The sequence below is a fragment of the Bradyrhizobium sp. HKCCYLRH3099 genome, assembly GCF_051167855.1.
Lineage (GTDB): Bacteria > Pseudomonadota > Alphaproteobacteria > Rhizobiales > Xanthobacteraceae > Bradyrhizobium.
The window spans coordinates 158,390-173,874 of the sequence record NZ_JBNPTW010000013.1 but is presented as its reverse complement, the minus strand read 5'-3'; the positions used below and the strand labels follow the sequence as shown (position 1 = coordinate 173,874).

Sequence of the window (15,485 nt, the reverse complement as noted above, 5' to 3'; positions counted from 1 at the left end):
GGAAAACCCGGGGGAACTTCAATGAATGCCGATGGTTGGCAAGGGTGTAATATGGCGAAACCGTGGCGGGCGCAGTTGGGTGCCGAACAGGGCCCGCGGCTCTTGGTCGAACTTCTGCTGCAAATTGTCGCGGATTTGGACTAGAAACCGGATTCAGGGGCGCGTGCAACCGCAGGCTATCTAATGTGATTTCGGTCGGGACCCGGTCCGGAACCGGCGCATTAGGGGATAGGTTCGAATGATGAGTGCTATGTTGGTCGCTGGTGCGCTCGCCGTGTTGGCCGGGCTCGGGGCGATCGCCTATGGAATCCCGTTCAAGGAGTTCAGCGTCGGCAGCACGCTGATCCTGTCCGGGACTCTTGGCGTGTGCAGCGGACTGATCCTGTTTGCGATGGCGGCTGTCCTCGGCGAACTGAAGATCATCTCTGCCCGCCTGCGGCAGCAGCGCCTTGCATCGGATGCCGACTCGCGGCCTCTGCAGCTTCCCGGCGCCGGCACCAAGGCCGACGACCTCGACCCGCCCCCGGTGCTTCCGAGCGAGGACGTCTGGCGGGAAGGGGGCTCGCCCCGGCCTCGTCCCCGCATGCCCGACCTGTCGTCACCCTTGTCCTCGGGACTGGCGTCGTCGCCGCTGTCGTCACCGCCTGCGTCTCCGCCGCCGCCGCTGTCCGCCACCCTGCGTGCCGCCGAAACCGAACCGGCGGGCGAGGCGGCCGCGGAGCCTGCCGAGCGGCCGAGGCGCAACCTGCTGTTCGCCTCGTCGTCTCGCCGCGAGCGAGAGCGCGAACGGGCGGAACGGCGCGGTGCCGAGCCGATGCCGACGGATTTCCGATCGCCGCCGCTGAATGAACCGCCGTCGCTTCCGCCGGAGGAGCCGGCTGCTGCTGAACCAAGCCCGCCTTTCCAGGACAGCTGGTCGCGACCGGAGCGAACGCGCAGCGCGGAGCCGTCGCGTCCGCCTTTCCCGCGGCGGCTGGCCCGCGCCGCGCCGGCCTTCGTCGAGCCAGAGCCGGCGCCACCTCCGCCACCCGAGCCGCAGGATCTGGACGCGCCGGCCGTCAGCATCATCAAGTCGGGCGTCGTGGACGGGATGGCCTACTCACTCTATTCGGACGGCTCGATCGAGGCGCAGATGCCCGAGGGCATGATGCGCTTCGCTTCGATCGACGAGCTGCGCACTCACCTCGAAGGCCGCTCCTGACACGCCCGGGTTGATCCCCTCTGGCATACAGGACACATTACTTGGATGGTGACAGACTTCCCAAGAAGAAGTCCTCACTATCTTGTCATTTTGCCAGTCATTCGCCCATATTGGTTGCAGAATCGCTGAACAACGCCGTCACTCCGCGCAAGTGATACTTGGCGGGTCATCATTGGGGGTGACCCTGGGCGGGGTGGCAATTGCCATCAGCGGCAACGGGTGGGAGCGGGGGTGAGATTGCGATGACAGACGGCGCCGGCAAAAGCTTTATCGATCTGACGGCCGACATCGTCTCGGCCTATCTCAGCAACAATCCGACGCCGGCAGCGGAAATTCCGTCGCTGATCAGCCAGGTGCACGCGGCGCTGACCCGCGTGGCGGCCGGGCGCAGCGAGCCGGCGCCAGAACCGGCAAGGCCTGCGGTACCGGTGAAGAAGTCGATCCACCCGGACTATCTGGTGTGTCTCGAGGACGGCAAGCGCTTCAAGTCGCTGCGGCGGCATCTGCGCACGCAGTACAACATGACCCCCGAGCAGTACCGCGACAAATGGAACCTGCCGGCGGACTATCCGATGGTGGCGCCGAACTACGCGGTGACACGTTCGCAGCTCGCCAAGAAGATGGGCCTCGGCCAGCAGCGTCCCGAACGCGAAAAGTAGATTGGGAGATATTCCTCGCTGCCCACCCTCCTCCCCTGGAGGGGGAGGGTCGGCTCATAGGCGCGAAGCGCGTGTGAGCCGGGGTGGGGTGATCTCTCCACTCGCACCGGTTTCCGCGGTTTCACCCCACCCCGCTCGCCCGCTTCGCGTGCGATCGACCCTCCCCCTCCAGGGGAGGGTGGCCGGGAGTGCGGTGCCTTGCTCCGTCGCGATCGGCCGCTGGCGATCTTCGGGCAAAACATCCACCGAGCCTTGTCCCAATCGTCAGTCAAAGCATCATGCGTCCCAAGATGCGCACGATGCTCGAACGACCTGACCTTTCAGGACGCGGCGGCGAGTGCCTCGCGCGCGTCTGACCGGATTCGCTCCACCATCGAGCGCAGGCCGTTCGAGCGCTGCGGCGTGAGGTGCTCGCGGAACCCGAGTTCATCGAACACGGCCGGCGCATCGATGGTCAGGATCTCCTGCGGCGTCCGCCCCGAATACAGTGTGAGCAGGATGGCGATCAGGCCGCGGACAATGTGCGCGTCGCTGTCGCCGAGATAGTTCAGCACCGGCACGGCGCTCTTGTCGTCGACGTGCTTTGAGAGCCAGACCTGGCTCGCGCAGCCCTGAACCTTGTTGGCGGCGGAGTGCTCGTCCTCCGGCATCGGCGCGAGCGTGCGGCCGAGCTCGATCACGTAGCGGTAGCGGTCGTCCCAATCGTCCAGCAGGGCGAAATTGTCGCGGATCTCGTCGATGGTCATGGTGCTCTTCGGTCCCGGAAACAGCCCTCATATAGGCGCTCGGGACGACGAAAGCGACAGCTGGTTCCGCCGATCAGGGCGCAGGCGGCAGCTGCCATTCGGCCGTGAGATCGTCCGACGACAGCGTGTCCGCCGGGGCCTCGTTGCTCGGAACCTCCTCGGCCACGGGCGCATCGATGGACCCGGTATGATCGTTGCCGCGCTTGTCGAGGCTTGCGGGCTTCACCGGACCGATGAACTTGTCGCCCGGCTTCTCCGTGGTCTCGGGCTTGTCGGTGATGATCTGATAGATCTTGCGCGCGCCTTCCTGGGCGCGGTGACCGATCACGGTCGCGGCCTGGCCGCCGACCTCGCAGGCCTGCGGCTGCCGCTTGCAGAACTGACTCATGTCGGAGACCGCAGCCGTCGCGGCCTGCACGGCTTCGTGCGCATTGATCTGCGGCAGCTTGTCGGTGTCAGGGCTCTTCTCGCGCGGCAGCAGCACCAGCACGAGCCCGAGCCAGAATGCCATGCGAAGCAGAAAGAACATCACGCAACCCCGACAGTGCTGTCGATCCCGTAGCGGTCCTCAACCGCGCAACCGAGATCGCCGCAGACGTGTTCTATGTCGCCACTGCTTGCATTGGGCTTAATTGGTTGAAAATTCGCGAAGGCGCAGCTCGAACTTTTTTCGGCGTAAATTTTGGGTTGGCGCGCGTTGATTGCCAAATGCAACTGGCTGTAGATCGCGACGCTTTCGCAACCGTGGACGCGGCCGGAAACGATGCATTCACCATCCCGGCCGAATGCCGGGCTCACCGCAGTCTGGCCCTTAGCGTTCGCTTAATGCGAGTCTGACACGGTGACTTCCGACGACAGGGGGCGTCCCGGCGCGTTCTCTCTCATGTTGAGAACGACCGATAGGCCGAGGCGCGAGAGCCGTGAGTGTGTTGAGTATCATCCGCGATTGTCTCGATGCGTTGCTGCATCCATCGGCTCGAACTGATGCGATGACGCGCGCGCGTCATCGCGCCTTCATCGCGCCGCGCCTGCTCGGCAGCCTCGCGGCCTTCGCCGTGTTTCCGGCCTATCTCGCGATGCGCGGCGCGCCGAGCGCGCTCGAGGTCGGCGCACTGGCCTGGCTGATCGCGCCCATTCTGCTGTCCTGGTATCTGTCGCGCACCGGCCGCTATGAGAGCGCGTGCGCGCTGTCCTCGCTGGCGCTGTCCGCACTGATCATGGCGGTGGCGATCGAGACCGGCGGCATCGAGTCGTTTGCCGCAGTCTGGCTGATCGTGGTGCCGCTCGAGGCCTCGTTCTCCGCGTCGCGCCGCGTCGTGGTGTTTTCCGCAGCCCTCGCGCTGTCCTGCGCGCTGCTTTTGATCCTCATCGGTCATTTCGGCTGGCTGCCGAAGCCGGAAACGAATCCGGCCTTGCGCAGCGCGCTGCTCGCCTTCGGCGTTGCCTCCGCGACGCTCTATGCCGCCGTGCTCGCCTTTGCCGCCGACACGCTCGCACGCACCAGCGTGACGCTGCTGTCGATGGAGGAGGAGCGCTACCGGCTGCTCGCGCGCAACATGAGCGACGTGATCTCCCGTCATCGCCGCAACGGCGCCGTCATGTTCATTTCACCCGCGGCCGAGACGCTGATCGGTGCGCCGGTCGGGCAGTTGCAGGGGCATGGCCTGTTCGAGCGCGTTCACGTCGCGGACCGTCCGGCCTATCTCACGGCCTTGTCGCAGGCCGCCGGCGGCAGCGAAGCCTCGAGCGTCGAGTTTCGTCTGCGTCGCGATGCGCCCGGCGAGGGACGGGTCGCGCATCAGCCCGTCGATTTCATCTGGGTCGAGATGCGCTGCCGGCCGCTCGATCGCACCGGCCCGGCGCCTGAAGGATCGGAGCAGGATGTCGTCGCCGTCATGCGCGACGTCACGGATCGCAAGCTGCAGGAGCAGGCGCTGGAGCTCGCGCGCAGCGCGGCCGAGCGCGCCGACGCCGCCAAGACGCGCTTCCTGGCGACGATGAGTCACGAGCTGCGCACGCCGCTCAACGCCATCATCGGCTTCTCGGAAATGCTGATGCAGGAGCAGGTGCTGGTGCTCAACGCCGCGCGCCGCCGCGAATACGCGCAGCTCATCAATGATTCCGGCCAGCATCTGCTGTCGGTCGTGAACGGCATCCTCGACATGTCAAAGATGGAGTCCGGCAATTTCGAGCTGACGCCGGAGCCGTTCGCGCCGCGCGCCGCGCTGATCAATTGCTGCAATCTGCTGGCGCTGCGGGCGCGCGAGAACGGCATCGATCTCTCGGCCGACGTGCCGCAGGATCTGCCCGTCATCACCGGCGATCCGCGCGCCTTCAAGCAGATCGTGCTCAACCTGGTCTCCAACGCCATCAAGTTCACCGAGCGCGGCGGGCGCGTCTCCGTGTCTGCCGGCATCGATGCCACGCGCCTGCGGCTGCGAATCACCGATACCGGCGTCGGCATCGCCGCCGATGATCTCAAGCGCATCGGCGATCCCTTCTTCCAGGCCGGCAAGACCTATCAGCGCCGTCACGAAGGAACCGGACTCGGCCTGTCGATCGTCAAGAGCCTCGTGACCTTGCACGGCGGCGAAATGTCGATAGAAAGCGAGATCGACGAGGGGACGACGGTCACGATCGCGCTGCCGATCAACTGTGTGGCCGAGGCGAATGCCGGCGCCACCATCACGCCGCTGTCACCCTCACGCTCCGCCCAGCAAGGGCAGGTCATGCAGGTGAAGAAGAGTGCCTAGACGAGCCGCAGAGGATGATCAGGCGCCGCCGCGCCGTCGCAAGCGCGCCGCCGCTGCTGCCGTTGTCGAAGCCGCCGATGAGCGGGGCTGGCTGATGCGCGCGATGCTCTACAGCCCGAAGGACCTGTTTGCGGGGCTGCTGGCCTGTGCCGCGGCCAGCGCGATCATCGTCAATGCCGTGTTCCTGCAGTCGGGGCCGCATCCGGCGCCGATGTTCGGTTCCATCGTCACGATTCCGCCGAATCTGGTGACGTCCAACCCGCTGCCGCGCCCGCGGCCGATGGACATATCGCCGCTCGATCCCAAGGTGATCGAGACGCGTCCCGCCGAGACACGCGTGGCGGAGCCGAAGGTCGTGGACCAGCGGACGGCGGAGACGCGTTCGGATCAGAAATATGCCGATCCGCTGGCCGATCTCGTGAGATCCGTCAGCGGCGGCCAGGGCAACGTCCCGCGTCCGCAGCCGACACAGCAGGGTGGCAACGCGCGCCGTATCGCCGCGGTCCAACGTGCGCTGACCGAATACGGCTATGGCCAACTGAAGCCGACTGGAATGATCGGCTCCGATACGCAGGCCGCCATCCAGAAGTTCGAGCGCGAGCGCAAGCTGCCGGTGACCGGCCAGCTCTCGGATCGCCTGGTGCGCGAGCTGGCGATTGTCATCGGTCATCCGATCGAATAGAGCAGGGGTCCGCTGGCTGCGACGTGCAGCGCGCTTGCACCTGCGTTGAATTCTCATGCGATTGAAGACCAGCATCTGGGTGAGCGCCTATCTGCGCCGCTGCCAGTCGGCGGGCGCGTTCAGCGCGATCCGTCACCGCGGCGCCGAAGAGGCGGGCGCGGTGTTCGTCAAGGTCGCGCTGATGGACGGCACCGCGCAGCTCTACGCGCCGGCGCCGCAGACGGTGTATGACGACAGCCGTCCGGTCGACCGCTACTTCGTGCCGATTGCGCCGCAGCCGGTTGCCGAGACCGAGATCGAGGAGCGCCTCGTGAAGGAGCTGCGCTTCGATCCCGACGTCTGGATCATCGAGACCGAGGACCGGCAGGGCCGGCACTTCCTCGATCTCGTGCGCGAGCGCCCCTGACGACCTCCGGACGAACGATCGCGGCGACGCGCCTCAGCGCTTGAAGCCGTCGGTGCCGGTGCGCACGATCGGCCGCGTCGAAACGCCGGGCCGCGCTGCGCCCGCGCGGGCACTCTGACGTTCGTCGTCATACAGCATCGCGCGATGCTTGGCCCTGATCGCGGCCATGCCTGAGCCGCGCCACGCCGCCAGCATGATCAGCGCGGCGCGCTCGCTCAGCCGCTCGTAGAAGCGTGACAGCCGAAACACGGTGTGGACGGACTGGCCCATCTCGGGCTTGAGGAACAGCAGCACGCGCTCGAACACCGGCGCCGGCATGCCCAGCGCCTTCAGCGCGCAGGCCAGCGGCTCGCCGTTGAGATCGTTGACCACGTCGTGGGTCATGCGCGACGGCAGGATCAGGCTTTCACCGAGCTCGGTCGTGAACGTCTCGACGTCGGCGTTGAACGCCGCCATCTCCAGCGCCTCGATCGCATGCACCGCGCGGTGCAGCGGCGTCGGCGCGGCCGGTTTCAGCGGCGTGGTGGCGAGATTCTGCAGGATGGCGATGCGCTCATGCGAGGCCGCGCGCATGAACATCTCGCTGAGTTCGGCGGCATCCTTCGGCTGCATCGACAATCCCGACGCCGCATCGTCTCGCGGCGGCGCGGCGGGTGTTCGAAGCCCAGCGGGAATGGGGCTCGCCAGCGGCAGAGCCGGCTCGCTCTGCGGCGGACGCAAGCCGAGCTTGTTCAGGATCTCGACCGGCGTCGCCGGATAGATCGCGAGCCGCGCGCGCACCGCCGCGCGGGTTGCGTCGTCGACATCATCGACGAGGCGCGAGGCCAGTTCGACGAACTGCCGCTCCTCGTCCGCCGAATGCGCGCTCGCCTGGACGTAGAGATCGGTCAGCACGCGCAACAGAGTGGGCCTGATGTCGACGCCCTCGCGGCGCGAGAGCGTGAGCAACCCGTCGAAGCCGGGGAACAGCGATGATGGTGTCATGTCGGGGGTACGCAACTTCGGCAATCGTTATGCCGATTAGAGCGGAGTTGATTTAATGCCCCGTTAAGGAAAACAGCCGGTGAAGATGGGCCGAAATTACCCGGTGAGACAAAGGCGCAACGCTGGCTTGCCTTATCGCCTGCGGCTGCACGCAATCCGTGTTCCGTTGCAGCGCATTAATATCCTCTTAACCACGTCCTGATCTTAATCGATCCGTTCGATGATCTCGCCTTGGTCGCGTCACGCGATCAGCCTGATCTTCGCCGCGCCGAATGCCCGCTTGCAGCGGCATCCGTGATTGTCAGTTCTGCGTGCCCTCTTGCCTGCGAAGTTCGGGCGATGGGGAGTTTTCAGGGGGTAAGAACTTCGGGCACGAAAGAGAGTAGACATGGCGACCATCATTGAATTCCCGGCGGACGTTGCGCGTCGCGCGCGGCCTGCCGTGACCGGCGCGCCGCAGGAGGGCATGGGAACGATCCTGATTCTTCCCGTCGTTCGCATCGAGCGCGAGACCACGACCGACGATCGCGGGCCCCGCGAGGGCACAGCACCGAGCCGACGCCGCCGTCGCCGCTGATCTCCGAGGGGAATGGGAATGCCGGACATGATGGTTCGGGTCCGGCGCGCCGCTCCGGCCGTCGCACTCCTTCTTTCGGGCGGGCTGCTCGGCGCCTGCAGCGGTGGTGATTTCGGCCGCACCCGCGCCGACATGCGCAACGACGACATGCACAAATGGATCGGGGCCGAGGCCACCGCCAGCGTGGGCGTGAAGCCGTCGCAGTTCCAGTTGACCGACGGCGAGCGCCAGCTGCGCGACCTCGCTTATCCGCTGATCGAGCCGCCGCATTCGCGCCCCGCCTGGAAGGCCGTGTTCGGCGACTATCAGCCGTCGCCATCGCCCTGGCGCCAGAAGGTCGTGTTCGATCGCACGGCCTACGGCCGCGCGCTGATTGACGAGCCGCACCGGTCGCATGCCTCGCGCTATGCGCAGCTGATCGACGACGTGCGCGACGACATCACGCGCTTCGAGCCGTTCTTTTCCTCCGCGATCCGGGTCATCGATCTCGACCGCAAGCGCGATGCCAGCATGAAATACATGACCGAGCTGTCGCCACGCGAGAAGGCCGATGCGGTCGCGCGCATGCAGGAGAACTCGCTGATCGTGCAATGGGTGCAGATCAGCCTCGAGCAGCGTGTCTCGTCCTATCGCTGGGCGCTCGAGCGCCTCGTCCTGCAGGCGCCCGACGGCATGGCCGCGGACGCCGATCGCCTGATCAACGAGCTCGCCGCCCAGACCGCCAATCCGCCGGTCGCCGCACGGCCCTTGATCCAGCGGCCGCTGACGACACGGGGCTGACGCGCGGGCCGGCTGTCATCATGACTCCGGCCGCAGCAGGCTGAACGCCTCTTCGAGCAGATGCGGCGTGTGCTTGCCGCTCGAATCGCGGCAGGCGCGCTCGAAATAGTCCGACAGCGCCGGGCGGAATTTGGGGTGCGCCGCCTTTTCGATGACGGTGCGCGCGCGCTGCTTCGGCGACAGGCCGCGCAGGTCGGCGAGCCCATGCTCGGTGACCAGGATCTGCACGTCGTGCTCGGTGTGGTCGACATGGGTCACCATCGGCACGATGCAGGAGATGGTGCCGTTCTTCGCGGTCGACGGCGTCATGAAGATCGACAGATAGGCGTTGCGGGCGAAGTCGCCGGAGCCGCCGATGCCGTTCATGATGCTGCTGCCGCGCACATGCGTGGAATTGACGTTGCCGTAAATGTCCGCCTCGATCAGGCCGTTCATCGCGATCACGCCGAGCCGGCGGATCACTTCGGGATGGTTCGAGATCTCCTGCGGCCGCAGCACGATGCGATCGCGCAGGAACTCGATCTCGTGGTTGAACTGTACGGCTGCGTCCGAGCTCAGCGACAGCGCCGTGGCCGAGGCCAGATCCATGCGCCCTGAGCGGATGAGGTTCAGCATGCCGTCCTGCAACACCTCGGTGTAGGCGGTCAGATTGGGGAAGGGACCGTTGTCCAGCCCCGCCATGACGGCGTTGGCGACGTTGCCCACCCCGGATTGCAGCGGCAGCAAATTGTGCGGCAACCGGCCTTGCTTCACCTCGTGCGCGAAGAACTCCAGGATATGTCCGGCGATCGCGCCGGAGACTTCGTCCGGTGGCGTGAAGGTGGTGTTGCGATCCGGCGCATGGGTCTCAACGACGGCGATCACCTTGCTCGGATCGCAGCGGTAGGTGGTCTCGCCGATACGATCGCCGGGCGCCACGATCGGGATCGGCTTGCGATGCGGCGGCAGGCGCGTGCCGTAATAGACGTCGTGCATCCCGAGCAGCGCCGGGTTCATCCACGAATTGACCTCGATGATCACGCGGTCGGCGCGATCGAGCCAGGTCTTGTTGTTGCCGATCGAGGTCGACGGGATCAGCCGCCCGTCGGGCAGGATGCCCGCGCATTCGATCACCGCGACGTCGAGATGGCCGAGGAAACCGAACCATACGAATTGCGCGACATGGCTGAGATGGAGATCGATGTACTCCATGCTGCCGGCATTGATCCGCTGCCGCGTCGTCGGATCGGACTGATAGGGCAGGCGCAGATCGATGCCGTTGGCCTTGGCCAGCGCGCCGTCGAGCTCGGGGGCCGTGGACGCACCGGTCCAGACGCCGATGCGGAACGGCTCGCCGCGCGCATGCGCAGCCTCGATGCGGCGCGCCAGCGCCAGCGGGACGGCCTTCGGATAGCCCGAGCCGGTGAAGCCGCTCATGCCGACATGGCTGCCCGGCGTGACCTGCGCGGCGGCATCGTCCGCCGACATGATCTTGGCGCGCAGCGCCTGCGACATCACCTGCGATGAACTCATCGTGCCTGCTCCAAAGCGCGATCGTTCAGACCGCAAGTCTCGCGCTCTCTAGCTGCGCTCTCCGCCGGCACGTTGATGCGGGTCAAGGCCTGGCGGCGCAGGCGCGCATCACAGACCTGCACCGCACGCGCGACGCAGCTCCCGCACCTTGCTCGCGCGTGACCGTTCGCTCAGCAGATTGGCCTTGCTGTAGCGCGGATCGCCGGTGACCTCGTCGCCGACCCAGTCGGGCAGGGTCACAACAGTGGTTTCGCTCGGCAGCTCGATCTCGGCGATGACGATGCCGTCGAGTTCGCCGTGATAGACGTCGACCTCCCACACGCCGCTCTCGCCCGGCACGTAGTGCCGCGTTTTCTCCAGGATCCGCCCCTCGCAATGCGCGAAGATCGCTTCCGCATGATCACGTGGAATGTCGTATTCGAACTCTTCGCGTGACAGACCGCGGCGGCCGCTCTTCACGCACAGCGTCGTTCGATGGCCATAGCAGCGGACGCGAACCTTGAGGCCATCCTGGCGTGCGACGAGCCCGTCGCGAAGGTGTTCACTGTGCGTCGCCTGAGCCCGCCAGGAGTCGGTCCTGACGAGAAACTTTCGTTCGATTTCGAGGGGCATGACCTGATGATGAGCGAAACGTCGCCGTCCTGAACCGTCATAGCAACGGAGCGGGAGAAACACTATGCCACGAAGGATGAAGAGCCCGTTGTGGAATTGATCGAACGTCCGCCTAACGCCTTACCGTTTGCCGCGCGGCTTCTCTGCCTTGGCGGGCGGCTCGGTCTGCACGCCGCAACTGGCCGCGGCAAGCGAGGCCTGCGCCTGTGGCATCAGGCCCGGTTCCGCCGCCAGCGCCTTCAGCACGATCAGGCCGGTCGTGGTCGGCGAATCGATGATCAGGCGGTCGGCGGCCGTGACCTCCTCGTCCTCGGGCAGGTCCTCGTGCTGGGCCTCGGTCATCAGGTCGAGCTCGATGACGCGCTTGCCGGCCGAGCGGTCGTTGATGGCGTAATAGGCGATCTCGTTGCGCGTGTAGAACGACACCGAGGTGTAGGCCTGGCTCACGGGAACGGTGAGCTTGAGCGGGCCGTCCGCGAGGTCGTAGCGGCAGATCGCCATGGCGAACGCCGGATCCATGAACGGCATCGGCGAATTGCCGGGATCGGCGAGCGGCAGCGGCGTGACCGCGTTGAGCTTGGTCAGCGGCGTCAGACGCGAATAGGCGTCCTGCGTCGAGATGCGCGGCAGCGCCAGCACGCTGACGAGATGCACCACGCCGCCGAGCAGCACGCCAACGACGACGGTGAACACCAGCCGGATCATGACGGGCATCCCACCGTGGTGATCGACGGCATCGGCGCGTCACGTTGCGTGCGGGTCGCGACCCCCACCGGCGTGTCGTAGAGGCGGAGCATCAGCGCATAGCGTTCGATCCCGCCGGTCGGCAGCCAATTGCCGGCGCGCGAGCGCGAGGCGACGCGGATCTCGAACGAGCCGTCGGCGCCGCGCACCAGCTCCTGGCTGGTGAAGCCGTAGCGCTGCAGCGTGTTGGCGACGAGATGACCCTTCCGGTCGTACAGCGTGAGCGTCCAGAACCGCGCCGCCGGCGTCACGCCGCTGACGAGAATGTCGCAGCGGCCGTCGAGCGGCTTCTTCTTGTCGTCCGTGGTGGCGGTGAAGGCGACGCCGTCGCCGGTGCCGATCGGCAGCTCGCCATTGCGGGTGATCGTCGCGCGCGCATAGGGGTCGACATCGGCGGTGCCGGTCTTCGGCCGCGCCGTCCAGGCCCCGATCGTGAGCGTTCCGAACTCGGTGCCGCGGGTCGTGGTGATCCAGGTCGCGCCGACGCCGACGCCGGTGGCGATCAGGAGCGCGAGCAGGGTGATCAGGAGCAGCCGCACGGGAATTCGCTGTCGTCAGTTCTTGCGCAGGGCAGGGGTGGCCACGCTGTCGGCGATGGCCGTGGCGTAGTTCTCGGGGAAGGCCAGCGCGCTGGATGACACCGGCTTGCCCGGCTTCTTCGGATCGACGGGCGCAGCCTTTTCGGCGACGCGCGCGGCGTCGTCCAGCATCTTTTCGACCTGCACCAGGATATCGGCGCCACGACGGGTCAGGATCGGCGGTGGGCCGGGCTTGATCTCCAGCGTCTTCGGCTGACCGGCCTGGGCCATCGCCGCGGCGGCCGGCTGCGGCGGCAGCTTCTCGCCCATGCCGACGCCGGGCAGTTCCTTCACCTCGACGCCCCGATGTGCGGCGAGCATGATGTCGTGCCAGGTCTGCGCCGGCAGCGAGCCGCCGGTCATGCGGTTGGTCGGTGAATAGTCGTCATTGCCGTACCAGACGGCGCAGGTGAAATTGCCGGTGTAGCCGACGAACCAGGCGTCACGATAGGCATTGGTGGTGCCGGTCTTGCCGGCGGTCGGGATGCCGTCGAGCGCGGCACGGCGCGCCGTGCCTTCGCTGACGACGTGGCTCATCATCCCCGCCATGTCGGCGGCCACGGAGGCAGGGATCGCCTGGCGCGGCTTCGGCCCGTCACGGTCCCATCGCCAGACCAGGTCGCCGGCGCCGGTGCGCACCTCCAGCACCGAATGCGGCGTCACCGCTTTGCCCTTGTTCGGGAACGTCGCGTAGGCGACGGCGTGCTCGAGGACGGTGACCTCGTCCGATCCGATCGGCATCGACGGCGTGTCAGGCAGCGGCGCCTTGAGGCCGAAGCGGCGGGCGACCTCGACGATCTTGGCGCGGCCGGCCTTGGGGCCGTTCGGCTTGCCGAGCTCGATCGACAGCTTGACCGGGACGACGTTGATCGAGCGGGTGATCGCCTGGGTCAGCGTCACCGTGCCCGAGTAGGAATGGCCATAGTTCTGCGGGCACCAATTGCCGATGCACACCGGGCCGTCGACGATGGTCGAGGTCGGCTTGTAGCCGTTGAGCAGGGCGGTGGTGTAGACATAGGGCTTGAACGAGGAGCCCGGCTGCCGGTAGGCGTCGGTGGCCCGGTTGAACTGGCTGGCGCCGTAGTCGCGGCCGCCGACCATGGCGCGGATGCCGCCGTCGAGGTCGGCGACCACAGTCGCCGCCTGGGTGGCGTGATAGTCGCGGCCGAACTGGCGCAGCTGGTTCTCGATCGCCTCGTCGGCGGCGTGCTGCACGGTCATGTCGATCGAGGTCCGCACCACGAACACGCGCTCGGTATAGGACTTCGGGAACGTGTCGACCAGTTTGCGCATCTCGTCGAAGGCATAGTCGAGGAAGTAGTTGGGCGAGCTCTCGTCGCGCCGGTCGACCGCGAAGGCCGGGTTGCGGCGGGCGCCGAACACCTGGCCCTCGGTCATGAAGCCGGCATCCACGAGGTTGTCGAGCACGACGTTGGCGCGGGCGCGCGCCGCGGGCAGGTTGATGTGGGGGGCGAACTTGGTCGGCGCCTTGAACAGGCCGGCCAGCATGGCGGCTTCCGCCAGGTTGATGTCGCGCACCGACTTGTTGAAGTAGAAATGCGCCGCGCCATCGACGCCGAAGGTGCCGCCGCCCATATAGGCGCGGTCGAGATACAGCTTGAGGATCTCGTTCTTGGTCAGGCGGGTTTCCAGCCAGATCGCCAGGAACGCCTCGTTGACCTTGCGCTCGATGGTGCGCTCGTTGGACAGGAACAGGTTCTTGGCGAGCTGCTGGCTGATCGAGGAGCCGCCCTGGCGGACGCCGCCGGCCTGGGCGTTCGTCACCAGCGCGCGGGCAAGGCCGGGGAAGTCGATGCCGAAATGGTCGTAGAAGCGGCGGTCCTCGGTGGCCAAGGTCGCCTTGATCAGATTGTCCGGGAAGTCTTCGAGCGGAATGGAGTCGTTGTGCTTGATGCCGCGGCTGCCGATCGGGTTGCCGTAGCGGTCGAGGAAGGTGACCGCGAGATCGGACTTCTTGAGCCAGTCCTCGTCGGCGGTCTCCCGGAAGGCGGGGATCGCCAGCGCCAGCATCAGCACCAGGCCGCCAAGTCCGATCGTGGCGGCTTCCGAGAACGGCTCGACGAACACCCAGCGCTTCCAGCCGCCGACATAGAAGCGGTCCATGAAGGCGGAGTAGCGTTCGTAGAGTTCGCGGGTGCCGCGCAGCGAGGAGAACAGCGCCGAATCGAACCGCGCGTCGAGATCCAGGCGGAAATTGTTGATCCGCTTCTTCCAATCGTCTGGAATGATCTGCCGCACGGGAACCCTGGTCGTTTCGAAAGCGTGTCAGCGGGCTTCGAAAGCACTCAGCACGCGGGCTGGGGGCCATCGAAGGGTCTTGCGCGATTGTTGCGGCAAACCCAAGGCACGACAAAGTACCAACCCATGGCACTGCGCGCCGCCGCCGAGTGACTCAAGCCCACAATCTAGCCGAGCGGGTGTCACAAACCAATGGTTCCGCTCACAATTTGATGCACAAAGCTAACGTCCTGCATGAACGTTCCCGGCGCCCCCTTGCGCGGTTCGGGGCGGGGCACCTAGATGGCGCCACGCCGCACCCCCTTGGAATCGCCCGATGACAGCACCGCTCAAACGTCCCTCGGGCCAGGAGGGAATGTTCTGGAAAACCAAGACCTTGGAAGAGATGTCCGAGGCGGAATGGGAGAGCCTGTGCGACGGCTGCGGGCGCTGCTGTCTTGAGAAGCTCGAGGACGAGGATACCGGCGACATCTACTTCACCCACATTTCCTGCAAGCTTCTGGATGCCGGCCTATGTGCCTGCAAGGACTACCCGAACCGCTCGGAACAGGTGCCGGACTGCGTCCGCCTGACGCCCGAGAACGTCCGCACTATCACCTGGCTGCCGCCGAGCTGTGGCTACCGGCTGGCGGCGGAGGGACGCGATCTCTACTGGTGGCATCCCCTGATCTCCGGCGATCCTCAGACGGTGCATGAAGCAGGGGTCTCCGTACGTGGCCGAGTCGAGGGCACCGAGGACGACGTTCCCGACGACCAGCTCGAGGATCACATCGTGCAATGGCCGGTGCTGCTCCCGAAGCGCGCCAAGCTGAAGCACCGGCCCAAATAAGCCCGGTCACTTCGCACGCGCAGCAAGTCACGATGGTGCGACCAGTCCCGTTCTGTCGGGATACGCCCATGCGCGCGGCCCGCTGCCGCAAGGGAAAATTATGCCTTAAGTAGTTCGCTATCTGGCGAATCTGCGCGGCGTTGTCCGCGCGCGGCGTAGCAAT

At 66.3% G+C, this 15,485-nt stretch carries 17 protein-coding genes; 8 read left to right on the top strand and 9 right to left on the bottom strand.

Translation table 11 applies throughout. The features are described from left to right. Positions 1-238 precede the first annotated feature (238 nt). On the top strand, positions 239-1,201 hold the full coding sequence (locus ACQR1Y_RS23355; RefSeq protein WP_434878356.1) for a hypothetical protein: 963 nt from the start codon (positions 239-241) through the stop codon (positions 1,199-1,201). A 242-nt stretch (positions 1,202-1,443) separates the two neighbouring features. Then, positions 1,444-1,860: a MucR family transcriptional regulator gene (locus tag ACQR1Y_RS23350; protein WP_434861033.1), complete on the top strand. Its 417-nt coding sequence runs from the start codon at positions 1,444-1,446 to the stop codon at positions 1,858-1,860. A 320-nt stretch (positions 1,861-2,180) separates the two neighbouring features. On the opposite strand, the gene ACQR1Y_RS23345 is transcribed toward ACQR1Y_RS23350, so the two are convergent. The 3 genes from ACQR1Y_RS23345 to ACQR1Y_RS23335 all read right to left on the bottom strand — a co-directional run bounded on the left by ACQR1Y_RS23345 (position 2,181) and on the right by ACQR1Y_RS23335 (position 3,404). Further along, the gene (locus tag ACQR1Y_RS23345) at positions 2,181-2,606 is read right to left on the bottom strand and encodes a SufE family protein (protein ID WP_434861034.1); all 426 of its coding nucleotides are present in this window, start codon (positions 2,604-2,606) and stop codon (positions 2,181-2,183) included. A 73-nt stretch (positions 2,607-2,679) separates the two neighbouring features. Next, entirely contained in the window at positions 2,680-3,135 is a 456-nt protein-coding gene (locus tag ACQR1Y_RS23340) for a DUF5330 domain-containing protein (protein WP_434861035.1), read from the bottom strand. Continuing rightward, a complete protein-coding gene (locus ACQR1Y_RS23335; RefSeq protein ID WP_434878355.1) occupies positions 3,135-3,404 on the bottom strand; it encodes a hypothetical protein in 270 nt (89 codons plus the stop codon). Before ACQR1Y_RS23335 ends, ACQR1Y_RS23340 begins: the two co-directional genes overlap by 1 nt. 191 nt (positions 3,405-3,595) lie before the next feature. Between ACQR1Y_RS23335 and ACQR1Y_RS23330 the strand changes: the two genes are divergently transcribed. The 3 genes from ACQR1Y_RS23330 to ACQR1Y_RS23320 are packed head-to-tail and all read left to right on the top strand — an operon-like array spanning position 3,596 to position 6,447. Then, positions 3,596-5,359, top strand: a complete 1,764-nt coding sequence (locus ACQR1Y_RS23330; RefSeq protein WP_434878354.1) for a PAS domain-containing sensor histidine kinase — start codon at positions 3,596-3,598, stop codon at positions 5,357-5,359. Next, entirely contained in the window at positions 5,352-6,041 is a 690-nt protein-coding gene (locus ACQR1Y_RS23325) for a peptidoglycan-binding domain-containing protein (protein ID WP_434878353.1), read from the top strand. The genes ACQR1Y_RS23330 and ACQR1Y_RS23325 overlap by 8 nt, the downstream gene beginning before the upstream one ends. Positions 6,042-6,096: 55 nt before the next feature. Continuing rightward, a complete protein-coding gene (locus ACQR1Y_RS23320) occupies positions 6,097-6,447 on the top strand; it encodes a DUF1491 family protein (protein ID WP_434878352.1) in 351 nt (116 codons plus the stop codon). A 33-nt stretch (positions 6,448-6,480) separates the two neighbouring features. Here ACQR1Y_RS23320 and ACQR1Y_RS23315 read toward each other — a convergent pair whose 3' ends face one another. Beyond that, positions 6,481-7,431 (bottom strand): DUF2336 domain-containing protein, encoded by a 951-nt coding sequence (locus ACQR1Y_RS23315; protein WP_434878393.1) that lies wholly within the window; start codon positions 7,429-7,431, stop codon positions 6,481-6,483. A 388-nt stretch (positions 7,432-7,819) separates the two neighbouring features. On the opposite strand from ACQR1Y_RS23315, the gene ACQR1Y_RS23310 reads away from it, so the two are divergent. Continuing rightward, a complete protein-coding gene (locus ACQR1Y_RS23310; RefSeq protein WP_315739858.1) occupies positions 7,820-8,008 on the top strand; it encodes a hypothetical protein in 189 nt (62 codons plus the stop codon). 30 nt (positions 8,009-8,038) lie between these two features. Continuing rightward, complete coding sequence (locus ACQR1Y_RS23305) at positions 8,039-8,788, top strand: hypothetical protein (RefSeq protein ID WP_434861071.1); 750 nt, start codon at positions 8,039-8,041, stop codon at positions 8,786-8,788. Positions 8,789-8,806: 18 nt separating this feature from the next. Here ACQR1Y_RS23305 and ACQR1Y_RS23300 read toward each other — a convergent pair whose 3' ends face one another. The 5 genes from ACQR1Y_RS23300 to ACQR1Y_RS23280 all read right to left on the bottom strand — a co-directional run bounded on the left by ACQR1Y_RS23300 (position 8,807) and on the right by ACQR1Y_RS23280 (position 14,493). Beyond that, entirely contained in the window at positions 8,807-10,300 is a 1,494-nt protein-coding gene (locus ACQR1Y_RS23300; RefSeq protein ID WP_434878351.1) for an acetyl-CoA hydrolase/transferase family protein, read from the bottom strand. A gap of 108 nt (positions 10,301-10,408) precedes the next feature. After that, the gene (locus ACQR1Y_RS23295; RefSeq protein WP_434878350.1) at positions 10,409-10,912 is read right to left on the bottom strand and encodes a CYTH domain-containing protein; all 504 of its coding nucleotides are present in this window, start codon (positions 10,910-10,912) and stop codon (positions 10,409-10,411) included. A 120-nt stretch (positions 10,913-11,032) separates the two neighbouring features. Next, a complete protein-coding gene (locus ACQR1Y_RS23290; RefSeq protein ID WP_434861042.1) occupies positions 11,033-11,617 on the bottom strand; it encodes a DUF1254 domain-containing protein in 585 nt (194 codons plus the stop codon). Next, a complete protein-coding gene (locus ACQR1Y_RS23285; RefSeq protein ID WP_434861043.1) occupies positions 11,614-12,195 on the bottom strand; it encodes a DUF1214 domain-containing protein in 582 nt (193 codons plus the stop codon). The genes ACQR1Y_RS23290 and ACQR1Y_RS23285 overlap by 4 nt, the downstream gene beginning before the upstream one ends. Positions 12,196-12,210: 15 nt before the next feature. Then, on the bottom strand, positions 12,211-14,493 hold the full coding sequence (locus ACQR1Y_RS23280) for a transglycosylase domain-containing protein (protein ID WP_434878349.1): 2,283 nt from the start codon (positions 14,491-14,493) through the stop codon (positions 12,211-12,213). A 316-nt stretch (positions 14,494-14,809) separates the two neighbouring features. Here ACQR1Y_RS23280 and ACQR1Y_RS23275 point away from each other — a divergent pair, with 316 nt between their 5' ends. Further along, positions 14,810-15,322, top strand: coding sequence for a YcgN family cysteine cluster protein (locus ACQR1Y_RS23275; protein WP_434861045.1), 513 nt, complete (start codon positions 14,810-14,812; stop codon positions 15,320-15,322). Positions 15,323-15,485 lie beyond the last annotated feature (163 nt).